This is a genomic window from Pannonibacter sp. (assembly GCF_051860505.1).
Lineage (GTDB): Bacteria > Pseudomonadota > Alphaproteobacteria > Rhizobiales > Stappiaceae > Pannonibacter.
The window spans coordinates 137,191-161,492 of sequence record NZ_JBHYDX010000009.1; the positions used below are offsets into that span (position 1 = coordinate 137,191).

General features: G+C 64.8%; 19 protein-coding genes. 13 read left to right on the forward strand and 6 right to left on the reverse strand.

The features are described 5' to 3' along the window. Positions 1-86 precede the first annotated feature (86 nt). The 7 genes from ACTIFE_RS08620 to ACTIFE_RS08650 all read left to right on the forward strand — a co-directional run bounded on the left by ACTIFE_RS08620 (position 87) and on the right by ACTIFE_RS08650 (position 8,870). Positions 87-1,748 (forward strand): OFA family MFS transporter, encoded by a 1,662-nt coding sequence (locus ACTIFE_RS08620; RefSeq protein WP_439528738.1) that lies wholly within the window; start codon positions 87-89, stop codon positions 1,746-1,748. 86 nt (positions 1,749-1,834) lie between these two features. Continuing rightward, positions 1,835-2,782, forward strand: a complete 948-nt coding sequence (locus ACTIFE_RS08625) for a LysR family transcriptional regulator (RefSeq protein WP_439528739.1) — start codon at positions 1,835-1,837, stop codon at positions 2,780-2,782. A gap of 100 nt (positions 2,783-2,882) precedes the next feature. Further along, on the forward strand, positions 2,883-3,362 hold the full coding sequence (locus tag ACTIFE_RS08630; RefSeq protein ID WP_439528740.1) for a formate dehydrogenase subunit gamma: 480 nt from the start codon (positions 2,883-2,885) through the stop codon (positions 3,360-3,362). After that, on the forward strand, positions 3,359-4,903 hold the full coding sequence (locus ACTIFE_RS08635) for a formate dehydrogenase beta subunit (protein ID WP_439528741.1): 1,545 nt from the start codon (positions 3,359-3,361) through the stop codon (positions 4,901-4,903). Before ACTIFE_RS08630 ends, ACTIFE_RS08635 begins: the two co-directional genes overlap by 4 nt. Further along, positions 4,900-7,779: a formate dehydrogenase subunit alpha gene (fdhF, locus tag ACTIFE_RS08640; RefSeq protein WP_439528742.1), complete on the forward strand. Its 2,880-nt coding sequence runs from the start codon at positions 4,900-4,902 to the stop codon at positions 7,777-7,779. Before ACTIFE_RS08635 ends, fdhF begins: the two co-directional genes overlap by 4 nt. 31 nt (positions 7,780-7,810) lie before the next feature. Continuing rightward, on the forward strand, positions 7,811-8,665 hold the full coding sequence (gene fdhD, locus ACTIFE_RS08645) for a formate dehydrogenase accessory sulfurtransferase FdhD (protein ID WP_439528743.1): 855 nt from the start codon (positions 7,811-7,813) through the stop codon (positions 8,663-8,665). Continuing rightward, positions 8,655-8,870: a formate dehydrogenase subunit delta gene (locus tag ACTIFE_RS08650; RefSeq protein WP_439528744.1), complete on the forward strand. Its 216-nt coding sequence runs from the start codon at positions 8,655-8,657 to the stop codon at positions 8,868-8,870. Before fdhD ends, ACTIFE_RS08650 begins: the two co-directional genes overlap by 11 nt. A 118-nt stretch (positions 8,871-8,988) precedes the next feature. Here the strand turns inward: ACTIFE_RS08650 and ACTIFE_RS08655 are convergent, their stop codons facing one another. The 5 genes from ACTIFE_RS08655 to ACTIFE_RS08675 all read right to left on the reverse strand — a co-directional run bounded on the left by ACTIFE_RS08655 (position 8,989) and on the right by ACTIFE_RS08675 (position 15,619). Continuing rightward, positions 8,989-10,524, reverse strand: a complete 1,536-nt coding sequence (locus tag ACTIFE_RS08655) for an indolepyruvate oxidoreductase subunit beta family protein (protein WP_439528745.1) — start codon at positions 10,522-10,524, stop codon at positions 8,989-8,991. Next, a complete protein-coding gene (locus tag ACTIFE_RS08660; RefSeq protein ID WP_439528746.1) occupies positions 10,521-12,683 on the reverse strand; it encodes a thiamine pyrophosphate-dependent enzyme in 2,163 nt (720 codons plus the stop codon). The genes ACTIFE_RS08655 and ACTIFE_RS08660 overlap by 4 nt, the downstream gene beginning before the upstream one ends. 110 nt (positions 12,684-12,793) lie before the next feature. Next, on the reverse strand, positions 12,794-13,264 hold the full coding sequence (locus tag ACTIFE_RS08665; protein WP_439528747.1) for a MarR family winged helix-turn-helix transcriptional regulator: 471 nt from the start codon (positions 13,262-13,264) through the stop codon (positions 12,794-12,796). Further along, positions 13,261-14,823, reverse strand: coding sequence for a phytoene desaturase family protein (locus ACTIFE_RS08670; RefSeq protein ID WP_439528769.1), 1,563 nt, complete (start codon positions 14,821-14,823; stop codon positions 13,261-13,263). The genes ACTIFE_RS08665 and ACTIFE_RS08670 overlap by 4 nt, the downstream gene beginning before the upstream one ends. Before the next feature lie 4 nt (positions 14,824-14,827). Beyond that, positions 14,828-15,619, reverse strand: coding sequence for a cyclase family protein (locus ACTIFE_RS08675; protein ID WP_439528748.1), 792 nt, complete (start codon positions 15,617-15,619; stop codon positions 14,828-14,830). A 98-nt stretch (positions 15,620-15,717) separates the two neighbouring features. Here ACTIFE_RS08675 and ACTIFE_RS08680 point away from each other — a divergent pair, with 98 nt between their 5' ends. The 6 genes from ACTIFE_RS08680 to ACTIFE_RS08705 all read left to right on the forward strand — a co-directional run bounded on the left by ACTIFE_RS08680 (position 15,718) and on the right by ACTIFE_RS08705 (position 22,419). After that, the gene (locus tag ACTIFE_RS08680) at positions 15,718-17,283 is read left to right on the forward strand and encodes a phytoene desaturase family protein (RefSeq protein WP_439528749.1); all 1,566 of its coding nucleotides are present in this window, start codon (positions 15,718-15,720) and stop codon (positions 17,281-17,283) included. A 25-nt stretch (positions 17,284-17,308) separates the two neighbouring features. Then, positions 17,309-18,826, forward strand: coding sequence for an ABC transporter substrate-binding protein (locus tag ACTIFE_RS08685; protein WP_439528750.1), 1,518 nt, complete (start codon positions 17,309-17,311; stop codon positions 18,824-18,826). A 76-nt stretch (positions 18,827-18,902) separates the two neighbouring features. Beyond that, positions 18,903-19,913 carry an ABC transporter permease gene (locus ACTIFE_RS08690; RefSeq protein WP_439528751.1) on the forward strand — a complete coding sequence of 337 codons (1,011 nt, stop codon included), beginning with the start codon at positions 18,903-18,905 and terminating at the stop codon, positions 19,911-19,913. Continuing rightward, the gene (locus ACTIFE_RS08695) at positions 19,906-20,757 is read left to right on the forward strand and encodes an ABC transporter permease (RefSeq protein WP_439528752.1); all 852 of its coding nucleotides are present in this window, start codon (positions 19,906-19,908) and stop codon (positions 20,755-20,757) included. The genes ACTIFE_RS08690 and ACTIFE_RS08695 overlap by 8 nt, the downstream gene beginning before the upstream one ends. Continuing rightward, positions 20,754-21,626: an ABC transporter ATP-binding protein gene (locus ACTIFE_RS08700; RefSeq protein ID WP_439528753.1), complete on the forward strand. Its 873-nt coding sequence runs from the start codon at positions 20,754-20,756 to the stop codon at positions 21,624-21,626. The genes ACTIFE_RS08695 and ACTIFE_RS08700 overlap by 4 nt, the downstream gene beginning before the upstream one ends. Beyond that, the gene (locus ACTIFE_RS08705; protein WP_439528754.1) at positions 21,619-22,419 is read left to right on the forward strand and encodes an ATP-binding cassette domain-containing protein; all 801 of its coding nucleotides are present in this window, start codon (positions 21,619-21,621) and stop codon (positions 22,417-22,419) included. Before ACTIFE_RS08700 ends, ACTIFE_RS08705 begins: the two co-directional genes overlap by 8 nt. A 332-nt stretch (positions 22,420-22,751) precedes the next feature. Here the strand turns inward: ACTIFE_RS08705 and hemA are convergent, their stop codons facing one another. Then, a complete protein-coding gene (gene hemA / locus ACTIFE_RS08710) occupies positions 22,752-23,969 on the reverse strand; it encodes a 5-aminolevulinate synthase (RefSeq protein WP_439528755.1) in 1,218 nt (405 codons plus the stop codon). Positions 23,970-24,302: the final 333 nt, after the last annotated feature.

The window sequence follows — 24,302 nt, forward strand, 5'->3', positions numbered from 1 at the left end:
CTCCGGACGGCACGCCGACGACGCGGCCACGCGCGAACCGGAACTCCTGCCCATTCACCCCGTCAGGGGCTCACGGGAGGAACCACATGTCGACAACGGCAGATACATTTACAGGCGCTGGCGAGCCAGGGCTGCTCGACCGCGAACGCATCATCACAAAACCCGGCTTCAATCGCTGGCTGGTCCCGCCGGCGGCTCTGGCGATCCATCTGTGCATCGGCATGGCCTATGGCTTCAGCGTGTTCTGGCTGCCGCTGACCCGTGCCATCGGCATCGACAAGTCCGTCAGCTGCGACGGCATGAGCCTGATGAGCGCCCTGTTCACCACCAGTTGCGACTGGCGCGTCGCCGACCTCGGCTGGATCTACACCCTGTTCTTCGTCCTTCTGGGCAGCTCGGCAGCGATCTGGGGTGGCTGGCTGGAAAAGGCCGGCCCGCGCAAGGCCGGTGTCGTCTCGGCCCTGTGCTGGTGTGGTGGCATCCTGCTGGCCGCCCTCGGTGTTGCGACGCACCAGCTTTGGCTGATGTGGCTCGGCGCAGGCGTCATCGGCGGCGTCGGTCTTGGCCTTGGCTACATTTCGCCGGTGTCCACCCTGATCAAGTGGTTCCCCGACCGGCGCGGCATGGCAACCGGCATGGCGATCATGGGCTTTGGCGGCGGTGCGATGATCGGCGCGCCTTTGGCAGACCGGCTGATGCGCAGCTTCGCGACGCCGGAAAGCGTCGGCGTGTGGGAAACCTTCGTGGTCATGGCGGCGATCTACTTCGTCTTCATGATGGCCGGTGCCTTCGGCTACCGCCTGCCGCCGGCCGGCTGGCGTCCCGAGGGCTGGACCCCGCCGCAGAACAAGACGACGTCCATGATCACCCAGCACCATGTCCACCTGCGCGACGCACACAAGACGCCGCAGTTCTGGATGATCTGGATCGTGCTGTGCATGAACGTCTCCGCCGGCATCGGTGTGATCGGCATGGCTTCGCCCATGCTGCAGGAGATTTTCTCCGGCAAGCTGATCGGCCTGCCCGAGCTGACCTTCACCGACCTGTCGACGGAGCAGAAGGCAGCCATCGCCGCCATCGCTGCCGGTTTCACCGGGCTCCTGTCTCTGTTCAACATTGCCGGGCGGTTCTTCTGGGCATCGCTCTCGGACAAGATCGGGCGCAAGAACACGTACTTCACGTTCTTCATCCTCGGCATTGTTCTCTACGCCCTCGCCCCGACGGCGGCACAGATGGGCAGCCAGCTGCTGTTCGTGTCGATCTTCTGCATCATCCTGTCGATGTATGGCGGCGGGTTTGCCACGATCCCGGCCTATCTCGCCGACATCTTCGGCACCCAGTTCGTCGGCGCGATCCACGGCCGTCTGCTGACCGCCTGGGCAACTGCAGGCATCCTCGGACCGGTCGTCGTGAACTACATCCGTGAGGCCCAGATCGCGGCCGGGATCCCCCGCGCCCAGGTCTATGATTTTACCATGTACATCCTGTGCGGCATGCTGGTGGTTGGCCTGATCGCCAATGCGCTTGTCCGGCCATTGGACAAGAAGTGGTTCATGTCCAATGAAGAGGTTGCCGGCCTGCAGGCAAAGGCCCGTTCGGCTGACGCCAGCATCACCCATGGCTCCTTCGGCATCGGCAAGGGCGGGCTCGACCTTCCCGCCGCCATCGCCTGGGCCGTGGTCGGCGTGCCGATCCTGTGGGGCGTCTGGATCACGCTGGAAAAGACAGCAGTGCTTTTCAAAGGCTAAGCTGGCGGAATCAGCAATCTGGAAGGGACCGGTGACCTATCATCGGCCCCTCTCCCGTCCCTGATGGCCAGACAACCGGTGCCCGGATGATCGACAAGCTGGAAATGTTCATTGCGCTCGCCAACGAGAAGCATTTCGGCCGTGCGGCCGAGGTGATCGGGGTGACGCAGCCGACCCTGTCCTCAGCCATGAAACAGCTCGAGGACCAGCTCGGCGTGCAGCTGATCCATCGCGGGTCGCGCTATCAGGGCCTGACGCCGGAAGGTGAGCGGGCGCTGGACTGGGCTCTCAGGATCGTGGCTGACGCAAGAGCCCTGAAGGCGGACATGCGCACGGCACGGTCAGGCCTGTCGGGCAACCTGAGGCTCGGCGTCATTCCGACGGCGCTGCCGATGGTGGTGGATCTGGTCGCGCCTTTCACGGAGAAGCACCCGAAGGTGCGCGTCTCGATCCTGTCGCGTACATCGGCCGAGATCCTCGAGCAGATCGAACGACTGGAACTGGACGCCGGCATCACTTACCTCGACACGGCGCCGTCGCGCCGCGTCGAGGTCCGGCCGCTGTATCTGGAGACGTATTGCCTCCTGATGCGGGCCGACACGCCGCTGGCACAGCGACCATTCCTGACCTGGACCGAGGTCGGGCAGCAGCCGCTGTGCCTGTTGTCGAGCGACATGCAGAACCGGCGCATCGTTGACCGGCATCTGACCGCAGCGGGTGCCGCCTCCGCGCCGATGGTGGAATCCAATTCCATCATCGTTCTGGTCTCGCATGTGCAGACCGGCCGGTGGATGTCAGTGGTTCCGGCCAAGCTTGCCGATCATTTCGTGACCCGGCGCGAACTCGCCGCCGTTCCCATTGTCGCTGATGCGCCAGAGGAGGCTCCAGAGGACGCGGCAGAGGACGCGCCAAAAGCTGGCCAGCAGGTCGGCCTGGTCGTCGCCCAGCGGGATCCGCATACGCCGATGCTGCAGGCCCTGATCGATCTGGCCGAAGCGATGGCCCGCAAACGCGCCGGGTCCGGAAAGGCTTGATGTTGGCCGTCACGATAGAGCGAACCTATCGGCCAACGATTTGACGAAATTGAACAAAGCGACGCACAGGCTCAAAGTGCAGCCTGGAGAGGAGACGCTTATGTCGGCACATTTTTCAGCCGACACGATTCGTGCGACCACGCGCGAGATCGTGACGGCACATGAACCCCTCGAAGGCCCGCTGCTTCCCATCCTGCACGCTGTGCAGGAAGCCTTCGGTTTTGTCCCTCAGGAAGCGCTGCCGGTGATCGCAGACGGGCTCAACCTGTCGCGCGCCGAAGTGCATGGCGTCATGAGCTTCTACCATGATTTCCGGGCAGAGCCTGCCGGCCGCCACGTGCTGAAGGTCTGCCGGGCCGAGGCCTGCCAGTCCATGGGCACGGATGCGCTGGCCGACAAGCTGAAGCGCCGGCTCGGGATCGACTGGCATGGCACCACCCGCGACGGCGCGGTGACGCTGGAGCCGGTCTTTTGCCTCGGCCTCTGCGCCCAGTCGCCGGCCGCCATGCTGGACGGCGAGCTGTTCGCCCGGCTGGACGACGACGGCGTCGACGAGATGCTGGGAGGGATCGGCAAATGAGCGTAACCGTCTTCGTTCCCCTCGACGCGGCAGCCCTTGCCGTCGGCGCGGACAAGGTGGCGGCGGCCATCGAGCGCGAAGCGTCTGCCCGCAATCTCGATGTCACCGTGGTCCGCAATGGCTCGCGCGGCATGCTCTGGCTGGAAACGCTGGTCGAGGTGCGCACCGACAAGGGCCGCGTCTCCTATGGCCCGGTGAAGGCCTCCGACGTGCCGTCCCTGTTCGACGCAGGCTTCCTGACGGGCGGTGACCACAGGCTCGCCCACGGCGTAACCGCCGAGATCCCCTTCCTGAAGGGCCAGACCCGGCTGACCTTTGCCCGCTGCGGCGTCACCGATCCGCTGTCGCTCGAGGACTACCGTCATTACAAGGGCCTGAAGGGCCTGGAAGCTGCCGTCGCCATGGCACCGGCCGAGATCGTGAAACAGGTCACCGACAGCGGCCTGCGCGGCCGTGGCGGTGCAGGCTTCCCGACCGGCATCAAGTGGAAGACGGTGGCGGACGCCAGGGCAGACCAGAAATACATCGTCTGCAACGCCGACGAAGGCGACAGCGGCACCTTTGCCGACCGGATGATCATGGAAGGGGATCCCTTCGTGCTGATCGAGGGCATGGCGATTGCCGCCATCGCCGTGGGCGCCACCAAGGGCTATATCTACACCCGGTCCGAATATCCGCACGCCATCGCCATCATGCAGGAGGCGATCGCGATCGCCCGGCGCGAGGGCATGCTTGGCGCGTCCGTGCTGGGCTCCCCCCATGCCTTCGACATGGAGGTGCGCGTCGGTGCGGGCGCCTATGTCTGCGGCGAGGAAACCTCGCTGCTCAACAGCCTGGAAGGCAAGCGCGGCATCGTCCGCGCCAAGCCGCCGCTCCCTGCGCTGGAAGGCCTGTTCGGCAAGCCGACGGTCGTCAACAACGTCATGTCGCTGGCCTCCGTTCCGGTCATCCTCGACCGGGGCGCGCAGTTCTACCGTGACTTCGGCGTCGGCCGCTCGCATGGCACGATCCCGATCCAGCTGGCCGGCAACCTGAAGCACGGCGGCCTCTACGAGACCGCCTTCGGCCTGACGCTGGGCCAGCTCGTCAACGACATCGGCGGCGGCACGATCTCCGGCCGCCCGGTGAAGGCGGTGCAGGTCGGCGGCCCGCTCGGCGCCTATTTCCCGCCGGCCCTCTTTGACACGGTCTTCGACTACGAGGCCTTTGCCGCCGCCGGCGGTCTCATCGGCCATGCAGGCATCGTCGTCTTCGACGAGACGGTGGACATGCTGGCCCAGGCCAGGTTCGCTATGGAGTTCTGCGCCATCGAATCCTGCGGCAAGTGCACGCCCTGCCGCATCGGCGCCGTGCGCGGCGTGGAGACCGTGGACCGGATCGCCCGCGGTGACGCCGCTGCCATCCCGCTGCTCGAAAGCCTTTGCAGCACTATGAAATCCGGCTCGCTCTGTGCGCTGGGGGGCTTCACGCCCTACCCGGTCATGAGCGCCCTCACCCACTTTCCGCAAGACTTTGACAGGATGAAGGAGGCCGCGGAATGAAGGACTCCCGCTTGCTTGACCGCGACTTCGGCACCCCAGCTGCCCGGTCTGAAAAGATGATCACCCTGACTGTCGACGGTTTCGAGGTCAGCGTGCCGGAAGGCACCTCCGTGATGCGGGCGGCGTCGGAGGCCGGCATTTCCGTGCCCAAGCTCTGCGCCACCGACATGCTGGATGCCTTCGGCTCCTGCCGCCTCTGCCTTGTCGAGATCGAGGGCCGCGCGGGCACCCCCGCCTCCTGCACCACGCCGGTTGCCCCCGGCATGGTGGTCCACACCCAGACCGGTCGCCTGAAGGACCTGCGCAAGGGCGTGATGGAGCTTTACATTTCCGATCACCCGCTCGATTGCCTGACCTGCGCGGCCAATGGCGACTGCGAGCTGCAGGATATGGCCGGGGCCGTCGGCCTGCGTGATGTGCGCTATGAGGCCGTGGACACCCATTTCCGCGCCCGCAATGCCGGCGGCGATGTCAATCCGCAGTGGCTGGCCAAGGACGAGAGCAATCCTTATTTCACCTATGATCCGGCGAAGTGCATTGTCTGCTCGCGCTGCGTGCGCGCCTGTGAGGAAGTCCAGGGAACCTTTGCACTGACGATCGAGGGCCGTGGCTTCGACAGCCGGGTTTCGGCCGGCATGATGGGCGACACGTTCCTCTCCTCCGACTGCGTGTCCTGCGGCGCCTGCGTGCAGGCCTGCCCGACGGCGACGCTGCAGGAAAAGAGCGTCATCGAGATCGGCACGCCGGAGCGGGCCGTGGTCACCACCTGCGCCTATTGCGGCGTCGGCTGCTCGTTCAAGGCGGAAATGCGCGGCGACGAGCTGGTGCGCATGGTGCCCTACAAGGACGGCAAGGCGAACCGGGGCCACAGCTGCGTCAAAGGCCGCTTCGCCTGGGGCTATGCCCAGCACAAGGACCGGATCCTGAAGCCGATGATCCGCGAGGCGATCACCGATCCCTGGCGCGAAGTCTCCTGGGACGAGGCGCTGAACTTTGCCGCCGACCGGATGAAGGTGATCCAGGCCAAACACGGCCGCCAGTCGGTCGGCGTCATCACCTCCTCCCGCTGCACCAACGAGGAGACCTACCTCGTCCAGAAGCTGACGCGCGCGGTCTTCCGCAACAACAACACGGATACCTGCGCCCGCGTCTGCCATTCGCCCACCGGCTATGGCCTCGGCCAGACCTTCGGCACCTCGGCGGGCACGCAGGACTTCGACAGCGTCGAACACACCGATGTGGTCATCGTCATGGGCGCCAACCCGACGGACGGCCATCCGGTCTTCGCCAGCCGCCTGAAGAAGCGTCTGCGCAAGGGGGCCAAGCTGATCGTCATCGATCCGCGCCGCATCGATCTGGTGCAGTCGCCGCATATCAAGGCGGCGCATCACCTGCAGCTGAAGCCAGGCACCAATGTCGCCGTCATCTCTGCGATCGCCCATACGATCGTCACCGAGGGCCTGTTCGACGAGGCCTTCATCCGCGAGCGCTGCGACTTTGACGAGTTCCAGGACTATGCCGAGTTCATCGCCGATCCGCGCCACAGCCCGGAAGCCACGGCGGCGCTGACCGGTGTCCCGGCGGAAGAACTGCGGGCAGCGGCAAGGCTCTATGCGCGCGGCGGCAACGGGGCCATCTACTATGGCCTCGGCGTGACCGAGCATTCGCAAGGGTCCACCACGGTCATCGGCATTGCCAACCTAGCCATGATGACCGGCAACATCGGCCGAAAGGGCGTCGGCGTGAACCCGCTGCGCGGTCAGAACAACGTGCAGGGCTCCTGCGACATGGGCTCGTTCCCGCACGAACTGCCGGGCTACCGCCATGTGAAGCATGATCATGTGCGCGAGATTTTCGAGAGCCTGTGGGGTGTGGAGCTGGACAAGGAGCCCGGCCTGCGCATCCCCAACATGCTGGACGCCGCCGTCGAGGGCACGTTCAAGGGCCTCTATTGCCAGGGCGAGGACATTCTCCAGTCCGATCCGGACACCAAGCACGTGGCCGCAGGTCTTGACGCCATGGACTGCGTCATCGTGCATGACCTGTTCCTGAACGAGACGGCCAATTACGCCCACGTGTTCCTGCCCGGCTCGACCTTCCTCGAAAAGGACGGCACCTTCACCAACGCCGAACGCCGCATCAACCGCGTGCGCAAGGTGATGGCGCCGAAGAACGGCTATGCCGACTGGGAGATCACCCAGATGCTGGCCAATGCCATGGGGGCGAACTGGACCTACACGCATCCGTCTGAGATCATGGCGGAAATCTCGCTGACGACGCCGTCCTTCGCCGGTGTCAGTTACGAGCGGCTGGAGGAACTGGGCTCGGTGCAGTGGCCCTGCAACGAGAAGAACCCGGAAGGCACGCCCTTGATGCACATCGACGGCTTCGTGCGTGGCAAGGGCAAGTTCATCCGCACAGAATATGTGGCAACGGACGAGCGCACCGGCCCGCGCTTCCCGCTGTTGCTCACAACCGGCCGCATTCTCAGCCAGTACAATGTGGGTGCACAGACACGACGCACGGCCAACACCGTCTGGCATGAGGAAGACGTGCTGGAGATCCATCCGCATGACGCGGAAAACCGGGGCCTCAAGGACGGCGACTGGGTGCGGCTGGCCAGCCGCTCCGGCGAGACGACCTTGCGCGCGAAGATCACCGAGCGGGTGTCGCCGGGGGTCGTCTACACCACCTTCCACCACCCAACGACCCAGGCCAACGTGATCACCACGGACTTCTCCGACTGGGCGACCAACTGTCCAGAGTACAAGGTGACGGCGGTGCAGGTGGCTCCCTCCAACGGGCCAAGCGCCTGGCAGGAGGACTATGCGGCCCAGGCCGAGATGTCGCGGCGCATCCTGCCGGCCGCGGAGTGAGGCAGATGGCAGCATGGGGCCGGACAAGGACATGACGAGTGCAACCGCAGCGCCCCGGCTGCGCCTGCGCGTGCGGGCGGGAACGGCCCGGCAGGAGGACGCCCTCCTGCCGGCGGAAGTGCCTATCGCCCTTACCTACAACGGCACGACGCAGGCCGTGATGATGGCAACGCCGGCGGACCTTACCGACTTTGCCCTCGGTTTTTCGCTGAGCGAGGGCATCGCAACACCTCAAGACATTCGCGAGATCGAGACAGTCGAGACCGAGGCCGGCATTGACCTCAGGATCTGGCTGAAGGACGAGGCCGGCAGCAGCCTCATGGCGCGGCGGCGAACGATGACCGGCCCGGTCGGCTGCGGCCTGTGTGGTCTCGACAGCCTAACCGAGGCCAAACGGCATCTGGCCCCCGTGCCGACCAGTCCGCTGCGCCTGACCCGCCAGGACATTGCCGAGGCCATGGCCTCGCTGACGCGGCATCAGCCCCTGCATGACGCCACACGCGCCGTGCATGCGGCCGGCTTCTGGCAGGAGGGCAAGGGGCTCGTCTGCGTGCGTGAGGATGTCGGGCGGCACAATGCACTCGACAAGCTGATCGGCGCGCTGGTCGGCGCTGGGACCGTAGTCCCCGGTCAGCCGGTCAATGGCGCAGTCGTGCTCACCTCGCGCATCTCGCTCGACATGGTGCAGAAATGCGCCGCCCTGGGCGCTCCCGTCATTCTTGCCGTCTCCGCGCCGACACTGGCGGCCATCGAGGCGGCGGAGGCTGCAGAAATCACGCTCGTTGCCCTTGCCCGCAGCGAAGGCTTCGATCTTTACACCCACCCCGGGCGGATCACTCTCGATCCCACCCCCCATCCCGTCGCAGAGACCGCCGATGTCCCCTGACAAGCTTGTCTATATGGCCAACCAGATCGCCCGGTTCATGGAAACCAAGCCGCATGCCGAAGGCGTCGCCGGTGTGGCCTCACACATCAATGATTTCTGGGAACCGCGCATGCGCAAGCAGTTCTTCGAGATCCTGGAAGCCGGCGGCGACGGCCTCCGCCCGCTCGTCCGCGAGGCGGCAGAGCAGATCCGCCGGCCGTCCTGATCCAGAAGAAAAAGCCCCGGAAGCAAAGAGCTTCCGGGGCAGCTGTGAACGAAGACCGGTTTCCTGAGGGTGGGCAGAAACCGGCCCGCACAGAAACGTGAACCAGACCCTTGCTGCCTCAGACGAAGCTGCGGATGGTCTGGAGCGCGCCGTCGAGTGCCTTGCCTTCCTCGTCCTTCAACGCTGCCTCTCGCAGGCGCCGCGTCCAGTCAGCCGCATCGGCACGGCCTTCGACCATCCGGGCCCCATCCAGCACCTTGTCGAACTTGCTGAGCCCGCGCGCGTGGGTGTCGGAATAGCCCTTCACCAGCCGGCGGCAGCGGATCACCTCCACGGCAAGGTCATAGTCGCGCGGGGCGAGCGCCAAGGCCCGGTCGAGCCAGGCCGCCAGATGCGCCATCTCCTGCGCATGGCGCAGGGTGCGCCGACGCCAGCCTTTCAGGCCGCCCAGAATGTAGAGCTGCAGGAAAGCGGTGAGACTGTCGGACCGTAGCCGCTTGCCCTTGTCAAACAGCCGCCCGAGCAGCGCCATCCGGTCGGGATTGGCGGCCCAGCGGGCGCCCATACGCGCGGGAAACAGCGAGACGATTTCCTCCGCGCGCGGATGCAGGAACTCGGTCACCTGCAGCAAGTTGCCGGACTTGGCGCCCATTTCCTTGGCAATACGGTCATGACGTCCGGCCTTGGTCTTTGTATCTGCGACGCGGATGATGTCGTCATAGGCCATGGCATTGGCGACGTATTTCGCAGCCTCCCGGGTCAGGTCATGCGGGGTCCGGTCGACCGCAGCGACCCGGTCCAGCCGGTCGAGATACTCACTGCCATAAGCGATGTCCTGGAAGTCGACCACCTTGCGCAGCCCGGCCTCGGCCATGGCCCAGGCAGGCTCCGGCAGACGGCGGATACGGTCGAGCAGCGCCCGATAGGCTTCGACCTGACGCTTCGGGCCGCGGAGGCCGGGTGCGGCACTGGCGGTTGGAGCCACCGCTTCCGGCAAGGTGCCCTGCGCCGCCGCAAAGCCGGCGTTGAAGGCACGGAGCGAGCCCTCCACACCCTTGCCGCTGCGCCGGATCGCGTCTTCAAAGGCCTCACGCGGGAACGGCAGCGCGCCGCTGCCGGCAAGGGCCCCAAACAGGCTCGCTGAGATGACAGATCCGTTCTTGACCGCCAGCGTATCGAAGTCGGCATAGATGAAGCGTTGCGCGGCGATGTCGGCCGCAGCCATCACTTCCTCGCTGGAGGCAATGCCGTCGCCGGGCACCATCTTCTCGCTCACCGCGAGAGCCCGGTGCGTGGAGGCAATGAGGGTGGTGCGGTCCGGCGTGACGAAGCCGCGCTGGATCGAGCGCCCGGCCTCCATCATCTCGGCCGCGATCATGATGTCGACGTCGCCGGCTGCCGGCATCAGGGAGAACACCGGACTGGCTTCGCCCTTCGGTGCCATCTCGACGTAGTAGACCGTGGCGCCGGTTCGCTGTGCAACGCCGGCAACGCTGGTTGCCTGGGCGTCATAGCCGTTCGAGCGCGCCACATCCTCGATCCAGCTGGTGAGCACGCCGCCGCCCTGCCCGCCGACGGCGAGCGCCGCCAGCTTGATGATGCCGCCGAGGCGCGGATCGGCCGCGCGCCGTTCGAGAAGACCGGCCATGGTCATGATTGCACCCCTCCAAAATCAATCCGCCGCGCCGTGCGCCGACGGATCAACCAGCCGATGACGGTAGAGCGGACACCGGCCCACCAGGCTTCGAAGCCACCCGGGTTGTGCACCACGTCGGCGCGGTAGAAGCTCGGGCAGAGAATGGCCGCATCCGCCACCTCGCCGCAGTTGCCGCAGCCGACACAGCTCTGGTCGATCGAGGCCACCGGATCATCCCGCAAGGGATCATCCAGCCGCTTCAGCGACAACGACGGGCAGCCCGAGAGGCGGATGCAGGCGTGATCGCCGGTGCAGACCTCCTCGTCGACGCCGAACTTCGGCGCCTCGACGCGGCGACCGGCCTTGATCGCCTTGGCGACCAGCGGTTTCTCGCGCCGCTGCCGGTTCAACATGCATTCCGACGAGGCGACGATGACCTTCGGTCCTTTCTCCGGCGAGGTCAGCGCCTCGCGCAGCGTGTCGCGCATGCGGGCCACGTCATAGGTCCGGTCGATTTCGCGCACCCAGTTGATGCCGATGCCCTTCAGGGCGCGGGAGATCGGGTTCTTCGTCGACTTGGTGTCGTTGTCGGCGCGCGAGGACATGATGTCCTGACCGCCCGTTGCCGCCGAATAGTAGTTGTCGACGACGATGGCGACGCCATCCGACTTGTTGAAGGCCATGTTGGTGAAGGACGACGACAGGCCGTTGTGCCAGAAGCCGCCATCGCCAATGATCGCAATCGGCCGCTTGGCGCCGCCACCATCAAAGGCACCGTTGGCCGCCGGACCAAGGCCGTAGCCCATGGTCGCCCCGCCGATCTCGAAAGGCGGCAGCGAGGCAAAAAGATGGCAGCCGATGTCGGCGGCAATCTGGTGCTTGCCGAGTTCCTTCTCCACCAGCTTCATCGCGGCAAAGATCGGCCGTTCCGGGCAGCCGGTGCAGAAGCCGGGCGGGCGGATCGGCACGGTCTTCGACAGGTCCGGGATCTCGGGGCGCTCCTGGTTGGGTGCGCGCACGACCGCAGGCAGGGTCTCAGGCGCGACCTTGCGCAGGAAGGCCTCGATGGCATCGAGCATGACGGTGCCATTGTAGTCCCCGGCCAGCGGAAACAGGCCCTTGCCATGCAGGGCAACACTCGCCCCGGCGCGGTAGAGATACGAGCCAAGCTGGGTTTCGATGAACTCCGGCTGGCCTTCCTCCACCACAAGGACATGCTCCTTGCCCGCACAGAACTCGAGGAATTCACCGGACAGGAGCGGATAGGTGACGTTGAGCACGTAGATCGGAATGTCCGACTGGCCGTGGATATCGGCCAGCCCGAGACGCTGCAGGGCACGGACGACGCCATTGAACATGCCGCCCTGCACGACGATGCCAAGGCGCGGGCCATCCGTCCCCGGTGCCGGGCCGAAGAACTCGTTCAGCTTGCGCTTGCGGATGAACCGTTCTGCGGCCGGCCAGCGGTTCTTCACCTTGTCCTGCTCATGGGCAAAGGACATCGGCGGCAGCACGACGCGGGCAAAGTCGGAGCGCGGATTGGCCACCGCGTCCTTGACCGTGAAGGCTGGCGCGCGGTTGTCGCGGCAGGTGAAGCTGCCGGTCACATGGCACGAGCGGATGCGCACCATAAGCATCACCGGAGTATTGGAAGCTTCTGATAAATCAAAGCCATCCGATACCATCTTTACAATTGAAGTGAGATTGGGGCGCGGGTCCAGCAGCCAGAACTGCGACTTCATCGCGAAGGCATGGGTGCGCTCCTGCATGATGCTGGAACCCTCGCCATAGTCCTCGCCGACGATGACCATTGCCCCGCCCGTCACACCTGAAGACGCAAGATTGGCGAGCGCATCAGAGGCGACATTGACGCCGACGGAGCCCTTGAAGGTCACGGCGCCACGGATCGGGTAATGCACAGAGGCGGCCAGCATGGCACCTGCGGCGGCCTCGTTGGCATTGGCCTCGAAGCGGACGCCCAGTTCCGACAGCAGTTCCTCCGCGTCGGCCAGCACGTCCATCAGATGCGAGATCGGTGCGCCCTGATAGCCGCCGACATAACCGACGCCGGATTCCAGCAAGGCCTTGGTGATGGCCAGAATGCCTTCACCGGTGAAAACCTCGCCCTCCCCAAGGCGCAGATGCTCGACTTCGGCCTTGAAACTGCGTTCGGCCATTTTCCTCTCCTCCTCACCGCTCCAGCCCTGAGGCCTGGCGAAAGACACAGCTTTCCCGTTCCCTTCCGCTGGTGCGGAAGGGTCAGACACCCGTCGCGCCGGTATCCGTCCTAGATTTCGTGTTTGCGGATGTTCGTCAGCATCTTCTGCAAGGTCGCCACGAAGGCGCGTTGCTCCTCGTCTGGTATGCCCTTGAACAGCCGCGCGGCCGAGGCCGCCATATGCGGCCACAGCGTCTCGAAGGTGGCGCGCCCGGCATCGGTCAGGAACACCCGCACGGCGCGGCTGTCGCTGGCGTCGGCCTCGCGCCGGATCAGCCCCTCGGTCTGCAACTGGTCCAGAGCACGGCTCAACGTCGACTGCTCGACGACCGTATAGACGGCCAGTTCGCGGATCAGCGGCCCCTCGACGACTGCAAGCACCGCCAACGTGCGCATCTTCGGCGTCGTCAGGCCGACATCCGCCATCTCTTCGCGGACCATGGCGTTGTAGCGGCCCATGATCCGGTTCATCAGATAGGGGGCAAAATTGCTCAGGCCAATTTCACCAAGCCTTGCATGGGTTTCGGTGTCTTCACTCATGCACCAAGCCTCTTTGCGGCGTTGAACCCGGATCCTCCTCCAAGACCCGGCCCAGGATGGGTCGAAGCACCGATATGGATAAGTCCTTTGACCCTGCCAAGACCATTGGTCGAATGGGCAAGAGGCCGCCAGATGAAGAACTGGTCGATGCCGCAATGGCCGCCGTAAGGATCACCGCCGACAAGATTGACGTTCATCGCTTCAAGGTCCTTCGGCGAATAGGCGCGGCGGGCGAGCTTGATCGCGGCAAAGTCGCGGATGTGACGGGCAAGAATGGCCTCGATGCGGTCGGCAAAGGCCTCGCGCGTGGCGACATCCCAGCTTCTGCCGCCGATCCTGCCGGCAGCATCGCCCTTAATCAGCCGAGGCGCATCGGGGATCTGCAGCCAGAGAACCGCCTTGCCATCCGGCGCGCGCGACGGATCCAGCGCGCTCGGCTGCCCGACACAGATCGTCGGCACCTCCGGCAACAGGCCGCGCTCGGCCTCATTGGCGGACTTCGACACGGCATCGATGCCGTCGCTGAGATGGATCAGCGCCACTTTTTCAAGCCCGTCCGCCATCCAGTCTGGGGCGCGGTCAAGCGCGTAATGCAGCTGGAAGTCGCCGCGGCCATGCCGGAATGTCTTTGCGGCGCTTGCATCCTCGGGCGGCGCATCCGACCCCAGCAGGCGTCCGAAGAGTTGACCCGGCGCGACGCTGGCGAGCACGGACGGTGCGGCGATTTCCTCGCCCGTGGCCAGGCGGACGCCGGTGACGCGGCCATCGCGCACCAGAATGCGCTCGACATCGGCACCGCTGCGCAAGACCCCGCCGCGTTCCTCGATCAGCCGGCGAAAGGCGTTCACCGCCGCCCCTGCCCCGCCCCGCACCACAGGTGCACCTGCGGCCTCCAGCGCGAAGGCGATGACTTGGCCCATCTTGGCCGAATAAGCGCTTTCCGGCGTCAGGCCGCAGTGCAGCACCCACGGCGCCCACAGCGCCTGCACCAGCGGGCTCTGGTAGCGGGTTTCGAGCCAGCCGCATGCCGGCGCCAGCGCTTCGCCCATCCAGGCCGCAAGCCCACGCAGGCCCCGCCGGCGAACCTGTCCGAACATCAGGCGGGCCGTGGCAAAGGACCACAGATCACCGCCCAGCAGCGAAAACAGGAACGGCGCCTCGGCAGCAATCGACCCGACATCGCGCCCATGCTGGTCGCCGTCGCCGGAGGCCTGGGCATTGAACGCTGTGATGTTGCGAGCCTGATCGGTCGACAGCACCAGGGACGAGCCGTCCGGCCGCAGCACAGCGGTCGGATGCGGCGTGTGGCAATAGTCCATGCCATGGCGGGCGAGATCCGGGGCAAGCAGCGCCCCGGCTGGCGATGTCATGAACAGGACGAAGGTGGCGGCCATCACATCATGGCTGAAGCCCGGCAATGTGACCTCGCCGGTGCGCATGCAGCCGCCGAAGTCTGCCTCGCGCTCGAGCACGAGCACGCGGCGGCCTTTTGCGGACAGCATCGCCGCTGCGACCAGGCCATTTATCCCTGAGCCGATGATGATGTGATCGACCGCCATCGGATCAGCCCCGCGGGACCAGCGCCAGGGCGCGGATCGGCGATCCCGTGCCATTCTTGATCTTCAGGGGCGCCGCGATGAGGATCGCGCCCTTCGGCGGCAGCTTGTCCAGATTGGCAAGGCTCGCCAGACCATAGCGATTGTGCTTGTGCAGGAGGTTATGCGCCGGGAACGGCGGCGTCATGCCACCGGCCTGCCCTGCATCGGTGCCGATGCACTGGCTGCCCCAGCCGACAATGCCCTTGCCGATCAGGTATTCGATGGTCTCCGCCGTCGGTCCGGGCGTGTGCGGCCCGGTCTCGTTGGCATTGAGGAACAGGGCTTCGTCATCAGCGCGGGAATCCCAGTCGGAACGCAGCACGACCCATTCGCCAGCGCGGATTTCGCCGTGGCGGGCTTCCCATGCCTTGATGTGTTCGACAGTCAGCAGGAAATCTGGATCAGCGGTGCACTCGGCGGAAAAGTCGAGAACGTTCACAGGTGCCACAAGCTTCTGGACCGGAAGCGTGTCGGTGTAGCCGTCCGAATAGTCCTTGCCGGTGATCCAGTGATGCGGCGCATCGAAATGGGTGCCGGAATGCTCGCCCAGTTCCAGCCAGTTCCAGGCCCAGAAGGGACCGTTCTGATCGTACTCGCTAATGCGGTGGATCTTGATCGGCGGCGTGTCCTTGGCGAAGTCCGGCGGCAGCTTGATGAGGGGCGTCTCTGGCCCCAGCACGCCGGAACAATCCACCACTTCGACCCCTCCCGAGGCGAGCAATTGCCCGAGGTCCGCAAGCATAGCTGCAGCTGTCATGTCTCTCTCCCTAGAACGAGGTCCTCCAACCTCTGAAATCACTCTAGACAGAATTAAATGCAAATGCAAATATCCTTCTGTCATTGGGAGGTGGCAAAATGTCAGACAGTTTCGACGCGGTGCTGATCGGTGCGGGCCACAATGCCCTGGCTGCCGCATTTCATCTTGCCAAGCGCGGCTGGAAGGTCGCCGTCTATGAACAGGCCAAGGTGGCCGGCGGCGCGGTCAAGACGCTGGAACTGACCCTGCCCGGCTTCCGCCATGACTGGGCCGCGATGAACCTGTCGCTCTTTGCCGGAAGCGCCTTTTTCAAGACATATGCATCCGACCTGACCGCCCAAGGTGCCGCCTTCGTGCCGGTTAACCGTCCGTTCGCCTCGGCGTTTCCAGGCGGTCGTTGGTGCGGCGTTGCAACGGACATCGCGGAAACAACGCGCAACATCGCCCGTTTCTCCGACAGGGATGCCGAGACGTGGCAGCGGCTGGTCAACGGCTTTGCCAAAGAGGCACCGCATCTGTTCGGCCTGCTCGGTAGCCGGATGAATTTAAATGCGTTTGCATATTTTATTCTCAAAGCGCTGCGCGGCAAGGGCGTGGCCGGATCACTCGATCTCGCCCAGTTCCTGCTGAAGTCACCGCGTGCCTATCTCACCGAGACCTTTGAGGCGCCTGAAGTGCGCGCCATGCTGGGTGCCTGGGGCATGCATCTCGACTTTGCGCCTGACGTCGCGGGTGGCGCGCTGTTTCCCTATCTGGAAGGCATGGCTGGGCAGGCCTTCGGCATGGCCATCGGCCAGGGCGGCGCTGACACGATCATCCGTGCCATGGTCAAGGGGATCGAGGCCCATGGCGGGCGTGTCGAGACCGGTATCGCAGTCGCGCGAATCCTGAAGGACGACGATAAGGCCAGCGGCATTGAACTGGCGGATGGCCGGCGGATCGCGGCCAGACATGTGATTGCCGGTGTTGCCCCGTCCGCCCTTGCCCGCCTCACCGGCGGGACAGAGCCGGGTTTCGACAAGGCGATGCAGGACTTCCGGCACGCGCCCGGCACCCTGATGATCCATCTGGCCCTGGACAGCCTGCCCGACTGGGCGGCTGGCGATGCGCTGAAGTCCTATGCCTATGTGCATCTTGCCCCGAGCCTCGACCAGATGGCGCGAACTTACCAGGAGGCTGAGGCAGGACTGCTGCCCAGCGAGCCGATCCTCGTCGTCGGTCAGCCGACCGTGTTTGACCCCACCCGCGCACTGGCGGGCAAGCATGTGCTGTGGGTTCAGGTGCGGATGGCACCGGGCACGATCCGAGGCGATGCAGCCGGCGAAATCACGGCGACAAGCTGGCCCGAGGCCGCCGAGCCCTTCACTGAGCGCGCCCTGACACTGCTCGACCGCTACGCCCCCGGCATCCGGTCAAAAATCCTCGGTCGCCACGTCGTCACCCCGACGGACCTCGAAAGGGACAACCCGAACCTTGTCGGTGGCGATCAGGTCTGCGGATCGCATCACATCGCCCAGAATTTCCTGTTTCGCCCGGCCCGCGGCCACACGGACGGGTCGACACCAATCAAGAACCTCCACCTCACCGGGGCAGCCGTCTGGCCCGGCGCGGGCACGGGGGCAGGCTCAGGCTTCCTGCTGGGCCAGAAACTCGCTGGCAAATAACAAATAATCCAAAGGGAACAGAAACATGGAACTGACACGCCGTTCACTCCTGCAAGGGGCCGCCGCCGGTGCGCTGCTTGCTGTCTCGGGCCTGCCAACACTCGCCGCCATCGACGAACTGGTCATTGCCTATAACGTCAACCTGCCGAGCTGGGATCCGACCGTCGGCCCGTCCGCCGTCAACCCGACCATCCAGGGCCTGTACCTGTCGGTTTTCGACCAGTTCATCCTGCAGCAGCCGGACCTGAAACCCGCCCCCGGCATCCTGACCGACTGGGGCTGGAATGAGGACAAGACCCAAGTCTGGATGATGGTGCGCGAAGATGTCACCTGGCATGACGGCTCGCCGCTGACGGCAGAAGATGTAGCCTGGTCGCTCGCCCGTGCCGCCAACCCGGACAGTGGCAACCCGATCAACTTCATCTGGAGCACGCTGACCAACCACCGCACCGAAGGCAATATCGTCACGGCCGACGTGAAGCAGTTCGACCCGACGATCTTCAAGTGGATGTACTTCCTCACAGGCTATGTCATGCCGAAGGCCTACTTCGAGAAGGTCGGCGCGGAAGGGTTTGAAGCCGCTCCGATCGGCAGCGGCCCCTACATGGTCGACAAGTTCGAGCGCAACGCCTTCGTCCGCCTCAAGGCCTATCCGAACTACTGGGGCACCAAGCCGGAGTTCGAGACGGTGACGATCAAGTTCGTCACTGATGCCACCGCCCGCGTCGCGGAAGTGGAATCGGGCTCGGCTCACGTCACGCTCGAAATGCCCTACGAGGAGTTCGACCGGCTGAAGGCAAAGCTCAACGGCGTTGCCGCGCCGATCTCCGACATCGGCATGATCTTCCTGAACGACGTGGACGTTATGAAGGATCCCAACGTCCGCAAGGCAGCCGCCCATGCAATCGACAAGCAGACGATCATCGACCGGCTGATGTCCGGCTATGGCGTCAAGATCGACACCCTGCAGACGCCACAGTATGACGCTTTTGATCCTTCGATCACGGTCGCCTATGACCCGGCGAAGGCCGTCGAACTTCTGGCTGCGTCCGGCTACTCGAAGGACAATCCGGTCAAGTTCAAGATCCAGACCACCAAGGGCTTCAAGCCGAAGGACTATGAGGTCATCCAGGCCATTGTCGGTCTGTGGCGCAGGGTCGGCATCGAGGCGGAAATCGAAGTCTACGAAATCGCCAAGCATTACGAGCTGCGTGCCGCCGACACCCTTGCCCCGGCCGCCTTCTACAACTGGGGCAACTCGGTCGGTGACCCGACCACCTCGACCGGCTTTGCCATGTTCGGCCCTTCGCCGCACTCGGTCTGGGATGGCGAGGACCTGATCGCCAAGATCGCGCCGCTGTGGGGCGAGAAGGACGAAGGCAAACGCATCCTCGGCTGGCAGGAGGTTGACCGGACCATTGCAGAGGACGCGCTGGTGATCCCGCTGCTGCAATATGTGCAGCCGATCCTGTCGGCCAAGGGCGTGACCGTGACGCCGCATGCCTCCGGCGCCCTGCTGCCGCATCTGATGAAGCGCGGCTGAGACCAGCGTCACATGGTTCGGCCAGCCTGACGAAAGCTGGCCGAACCAGTCAATACGCGCTGGGGGACACGAGCGCATGCAGATTTTTCGGACGCTACTCTTGCGGCTGGCGACGACGGCGGTGACGCTTGTCGGGGCTGCCGTCATCGTTTTCTTTGTCATTCGCGTGGTACCTGGCAATCCGATTGCCATGATGCTGCCGCCGGGGGCAACAGAGGACGACATCCGCCGGCTCACGGCTCTCTACGGTTTTGACAAGTCGATCCCGGAACAATTCGTCATCTGGGCTGGCGGTGTGCTGAGTGGTGACTTCGGCATGTCGATCACGGCGCGCCAGCCGGTGCTGGACCTCGTTCTTGGCCGCCTGCCAGCGACGCTGGAACTGTCGCTGATGGCCCTGGTCATCGCCGTGTTCATTGGCGGTGTCAGCGCCCTGACCGGAACGCGCGAGCGCGGCACCCGGATCGAAGCCGCAATTGACGTGTCGAATGGCATGGCGCTGTCGGTGCCGGATTTTCTCTGGGGGCTGATCCTGGTGCTTGTGTTCGGCGTTGCGTTCCCGATCTTCCACATCTCCGGCCGGGTCACGCCGTCACTCGACCTGCCCTTCTCGACCGATTTCTATCTCATCGAAAGCGTTATCCGGCTGCGCTTCGACCTGTGGCTGGATCTTGTCAGCCACATGCTGCTGCCCGCCCTGGCGCTGGCGATCCCGCTGGCGGCGATCATCAGCCAGCTGCTGAAGCAGAGCCTCAAGGAAACGATGCATCTCGACTATGTCACCCTGTCCCGGACCAAGGGCTATGGCGAGACGCATGTGATCACCCGCGAGGCGCTGCCCAATGCCATCCTGCCGACGCTGACCCTGGTCGGCGTACAATTCACCTTCCTCATCGGCGGCACCGTCATCATCGAGCGGCTGTTTTCCTATGAAGGGCTCGGCAACATGGCCATCGACGCGGTGATCAACCGCGACCTGCCGCTGATCCAGGGCATCGTGCTGTTGTTTGCCCTGATCTTCACCGGCGTGAACCTCGCCGTTGACCTCCTCTATGCCGTGCTGAACCCGAGGCTGCGCCATGCTTGACGGACGTTCCCTGATCAAACGGCGGGCCGGAGCGCGGCTGTGGCTTGCCGGACTTTGGCTGGGCGGACTGTTCACTGCCGCCCTCGCCGCACCCCTGATCGCGCCGCAAGACCCGCTGGCGCAGGACCTGTTCCTCGGCCGGATGCCGCCCTTCTGGATGGCTGGCACGGAACCGGGCTATTATCTCGGGACGGACAGCCTTGGCCGCGATGTGCTCTCACGCATTCTGTACGGTGCCCGCATCGCCTTCCTCGTCGCGATCATCGCCGGCAGCCTGACCTGTCTGATCGGCGCTGGCCTTGGCCTTGCCGCAGGTTTCCTGCGCGGCTGGGTCGACCTTGCCGTATCGCGTCTGATCGACATCTGGATGGCGTTTCCGCCGGTGCTGTTCGCGATCCTCCTGATCGCCGTAATGGGACCGGGGCTGTTCTCAATCATCCTCGCCATTGTCGTCATCGACTGGACGCGCTTTGCCCGGGTCGTCCGGGCCGAGGCGATGGCCCAAGGGGCGATGGACTATGTCGCCTCGGCGGAAGTTGCCGGTCGCAGCCGGTTGTCGACGATGATCGTCGAGATCCTGCCCAACGTGCTGCCGACCATCGTCGTGCTGCTGACGCTGGAAATGGGCATTGCCGTGATCGTCGAGGCGATCCTCTCCTTCGTCAACTTGTCGATCTCCACGGATGATCCGACCTGGGGCGGCATGATCGCCGAAGGGCGCACCTCGATCCATCAGGCCTGGTGGGTGATCGTGTTCCCGCTGATCACCCTGTTTCTCACCGTCCTGTCCTTCTCCCAGCTGGGCGAAGGCCTCAAGGACCGTTTCGATCCGGTGCTGCGATGAGCTTTCTGACACTTGAGGGCCTCTCGGCGCGGCTGAAAGGCACGGACCATCGGCTGCTGCGCAAGGTGTCCCTGTCCGTCGCGGCAGGAGAAGTGCGCGGTCTCGTGGGCGAGAGCGGTGCTGGCAAGTCGATGATCGGCAAGGCCATCCTCGGCATCCTGCCGCGCTCGGTCGAGATCGTGGCCGGCTCGATCGTGCTGGACGGGGTGGATCTTCAGTCCCTCGCCCCGCGCGAGCGCCGGCGGCGGATGGGGGCAAGCTGCGCCCTGATCCCGCAGGATCCGCTCACCGCGCTCAATCCATCGCGCCGCATCGCGCCGCAGATCACGGACCGGCTGGTGGACATCCTCGGCTGGGACCGCAAGCGCGCCGAAGACCGGGCGCTGGAGCTCCTCTGCGAAGTCCATATCGCCGAGCCTGAACGGGTCCTGCGCTCCTATCCGCATGAGCTTTCCGGCGGCATGCGCCAGCGCATCCTGATCGCCTCGGCCTTTGCCGCCGAACCGAAGCTGATCGTCGCCGACGAGCCGACAACGGCGCTGGACGTGACCGTGCAGAAGCAGATCCTGAAGCTGATCGGCGAGATGCAGCGCCGGCATGGCACGGCGCTGCTGTTCGTCACCCATGACCTCGGCGTGGTGTCAAAGGTCTGCCAGACGCTCAGCGTGCTCTATGGCGGCATGGTGGTGGAGGACAGCGACGTGCGCTCCTTCTTTGCAGCGCCCGGTCACGCCTATTCGCGGGCCCTGCTGGCCGCAAGCCCGAAATACACCGACCCGGACGGCAGCCTGACCCCGGTGCCCGACGCCGTCATCGAGGCCGTTCGGCAGGAAGTCGCGGCCGCAGACAGGACATGGTCCCATGGCTGATCTTTATGAACTGGCAGACGTGCGGCTTGCCTTGCCGGACATGACGCGCAAGCCCTTCCTGGGGGCCGCGCCCCGAACCGAGATCCTGAAGGGTCTCAGCTTCTCCATCGGCCGGGGGGAGATCCTTGGCATCGTCGGCGGATCAGGATCGGGCAAGTCGACGCTCGGACGCTGTCTTGTGCGCCTGCTCGAGCCGACCGGCGGACAGATCCGGTTTGACGGCGTGGACATCACGCATCTGGATGCCAGCCAGCTCAGACCGTTGCGGCGACGCTTCCAGATGATCTTCCAGGATCCGATGTCATCGCTGAACCCGCGCCACAAGGTGGGGCAGCTGATCAGCGCGCCGCTGCGCCTGCATGGCGTCGACCAGCCGGATCGCGCCGCCGTCCTGGCTTTGGAGCAGGTCGGCCTGCCGCGCAGCTTTGCTGACCGTTATCCGCATGAACTGTCCGGAGGCCAGCGCCAGCGGGTCGGCATTGCCCGGGCGATTGCACTGAAACCGGAGTTCATTCTGGCCGACGAGATCGTATCGGGGCTGGATGTCTCCTCACAAGCGCAGGTGCTGACCCTTCTGAAGGATCTTGTCCGCGATCTCGGACTGACCCTCGCCTTCATCAGCCATGACCTGTCGGTGATCCGCAGGCTCTGCAGCCGGGTGCTGGTGCTCTACGAGGGCGAGATCGTCGAGAACGCAGCCACCGCTGACGTCTTCGCTGCCCCGAAGGCCGACTACACCCGTGCCCTGCTCGCCGCCATTCCCCTGCCCGACCCGGATCAGGTCTGGGCTTGATGTGAGTGGGACGTCGCCCGGCCGGAAGCGGCATTTGCACTTTCGACAAGTCCATCGGCGTCACCCCGGGCGCAGCGAAGCGAAGACCCGGGGCCTACTCGTTCGCAGAGCGGAAGGAATATGGGCTGCGCTGCAACTCGCTTGACGATGGTCTTGCTTGGGCAAGGCGACGCGGTGCCCGCATCAACGCTCTGCAAGCGAGTAGGCCCCGGCTCGGCGCTTCGCTTGGCCGGGGTGACACGGAACAAGTGTCAGTACACCCACACGATCTGCCACAATCAAAAAACGCCGCCCTTCGGGCAGCGTTTTCATTTCACAACACATGATCAGGATCAGGCGACAGCGCGGGCCAGGGCGCAGCGGGACCACAGGTCGTTCAGCGCACCGACGAGATGATCGATGTCCGCATCGCTGTGGAACGGGGTCGGCGTGATGCGCAGGCGCTCCATGCCCTTGGGCACGGTCGGATAGTTGATCGGCTGGACATAGATGCCGTAGTTGTCGAGCAGGATGTCCGAGATCCACTTGCACTTGGCGGCGTTGCCCACCATCACCGGGACGATGTGGCTGGGATTGTCCATGTGCGGGATGCCGCGGCGATCCAGCAGGCTGCGGACCCGGGCGACGCGCTGCTGATGCTGCTGGCGTTCGACCGAGCTGGCCTTGAGGTGACGGATCGCAGCCGTGGCACCGGCGGCAAGTGCCGGAGGCAGCGCGGTTGTGAAGATGAAGCCGGAGGCGAAGGAGCGAACGAAGTCGCACAGGTCCTTCGAGCCGGTGATGTAACCGCCCATGACACCGAAGGCCTTGCCAAGCGTGCCTTCGATGACATCGAGGCGGTGCATCAGGCCTTCGCGCTCGGCAATACCGCCGCCGCGCGGACCATAGAGGCCGACCGCATGAACTTCATCGAGATAGGTCAGTGCGCCGTGCTTCTCGGCCACGTCGCAGATCTCGGCGATGGGGGCAATGTCGCCATCCATGGAATAGACGCTCTCGAAAGCCACCAGCTTCGGGCGTGACGGATCATCGGCCGACAGGAGACGGTCGAGATGCTCGGGGCTGTTGTGCTTGAACACGCGCTTGTCGGCGCGGCTGTGGCGGATGCCCTCGATCATCGAGGCATGGTTGAGCGCGTCCGAGTAAACGATGCAGCCTGGGATCTGGGCGGCAAGCGTGCCAAGGGCGGCCCAATTGGACACATAGCCCGAGGTGAAGATCAGGGCGGCGTCCTTGCCATGCAGGTCGGCAAGCTCGGTCTCGAGCGCGACATGCGAATGGTTGGTGCCGGAAATATTGCGGGTGCCACCGGCGCCGGCGCCACAACGGTCAATGGCGTCCTTCATGGCCGCGACCACATCCGGGTGCTGGCCCATGCCGAGATAATCGTTCGAGCACCAGACCGTCACATCATGCGACGAGCCATCCGCACGGTAGCGAGTCGCACGCGGGAAATTGCCGGAGTGGCGTTCAAGATCAGCGAACACCCGGTAGTTCCCGGCCTCCCGCAAGCCATCCAGCGCCTGCGCGAAGAAGCTGTCGAAGTTCATGCCCTCATTCCCTCTCACTCACGGCTGCAATCACCGCCCTCATCCGCCCACTTAAGGGGCCCTGCCCTGGCACGGCCATGATCTCGATCAAATGACCCGATCCTCATGGAACCGCCGTACCCAGCCTGTCGAGGCTGCGATCTGCGCCATCGGGCTGCGAGAGCCCCGTCGCGATGATCGATACCGTATGCGTCCGACACAACACATAGTGTAAAACGCCGCAGGCTGTCATTATTCTAATTTCGGGTTTCCGAATTCTTTCTGGTGGCGCAGAAACCCGCTTCGGTCCGAGCCAAGCCCCCCGACCAAGTGCAATTCCGGACATTTTAGGTC

Bases quoted from the DNA above. Each gene is read 5' to 3' on its own strand.
- fdhD (WP_439528743.1), top strand. From the start codon at position 7,811: ATGACGAGTGCAACCGCAGCGCCCCGGCTGCGCCTGCGCGTGCGGGCG.
- ACTIFE_RS08695 (WP_439528752.1), top strand. From the start codon at position 19,906: ATGCTTGACGGACGTTCCCTGATCAAACGGCGGGCCGGAGCGCGGCTG.
- ACTIFE_RS08620 (WP_439528738.1), top strand. From the start codon at position 87: ATGTCGACAACGGCAGATACATTTACAGGCGCTGGCGAGCCAGGGCTG.
- ACTIFE_RS08630 (WP_439528740.1), top strand. From the start codon at position 2,883: ATGTCGGCACATTTTTCAGCCGACACGATTCGTGCGACCACGCGCGAG.
- ACTIFE_RS08685 (WP_439528750.1), top strand. From the start codon at position 17,309: ATGGAACTGACACGCCGTTCACTCCTGCAAGGGGCCGCCGCCGGTGCG.
- ACTIFE_RS08660 (WP_439528746.1), bottom strand. From the start codon at position 12,683: ATGGCCGAACGCAGTTTCAAGGCCGAAGTCGAGCATCTGCGCCTTGGG.
- ACTIFE_RS08650 (WP_439528744.1), top strand. From the start codon at position 8,655: ATGTCCCCTGACAAGCTTGTCTATATGGCCAACCAGATCGCCCGGTTC.
- ACTIFE_RS08625 (WP_439528739.1), top strand. From the start codon at position 1,835: ATGATCGACAAGCTGGAAATGTTCATTGCGCTCGCCAACGAGAAGCAT.
- fdhF (WP_439528742.1), top strand. From the start codon at position 4,900: ATGAAGGACTCCCGCTTGCTTGACCGCGACTTCGGCACCCCAGCTGCC.
- ACTIFE_RS08635 (WP_439528741.1), top strand. From the start codon at position 3,359: ATGAGCGTAACCGTCTTCGTTCCCCTCGACGCGGCAGCCCTTGCCGTC.
- ACTIFE_RS08700 (WP_439528753.1), top strand. From the start codon at position 20,754: ATGAGCTTTCTGACACTTGAGGGCCTCTCGGCGCGGCTGAAAGGCACG.
- ACTIFE_RS08690 (WP_439528751.1), top strand. From the start codon at position 18,903: ATGCAGATTTTTCGGACGCTACTCTTGCGGCTGGCGACGACGGCGGTG.
- ACTIFE_RS08670 (WP_439528769.1), bottom strand. From the start codon at position 14,823: ATGGCGGTCGATCACATCATCATCGGCTCAGGGATAAATGGCCTGGTC.
- hemA (WP_439528755.1), bottom strand. From the start codon at position 23,969: ATGAACTTCGACAGCTTCTTCGCGCAGGCGCTGGATGGCTTGCGGGAG.
- ACTIFE_RS08665 (WP_439528747.1), bottom strand. From the start codon at position 13,264: ATGAGTGAAGACACCGAAACCCATGCAAGGCTTGGTGAAATTGGCCTG.
- ACTIFE_RS08675 (WP_439528748.1), bottom strand. From the start codon at position 15,619: ATGACAGCTGCAGCTATGCTTGCGGACCTCGGGCAATTGCTCGCCTCG.
- ACTIFE_RS08655 (WP_439528745.1), bottom strand. From the start codon at position 10,524: ATGACCATGGCCGGTCTTCTCGAACGGCGCGCGGCCGATCCGCGCCTC.
- ACTIFE_RS08705 (WP_439528754.1), top strand. From the start codon at position 21,619: ATGGCTGATCTTTATGAACTGGCAGACGTGCGGCTTGCCTTGCCGGAC.
- ACTIFE_RS08680 (WP_439528749.1), top strand. From the start codon at position 15,718: ATGTCAGACAGTTTCGACGCGGTGCTGATCGGTGCGGGCCACAATGCC.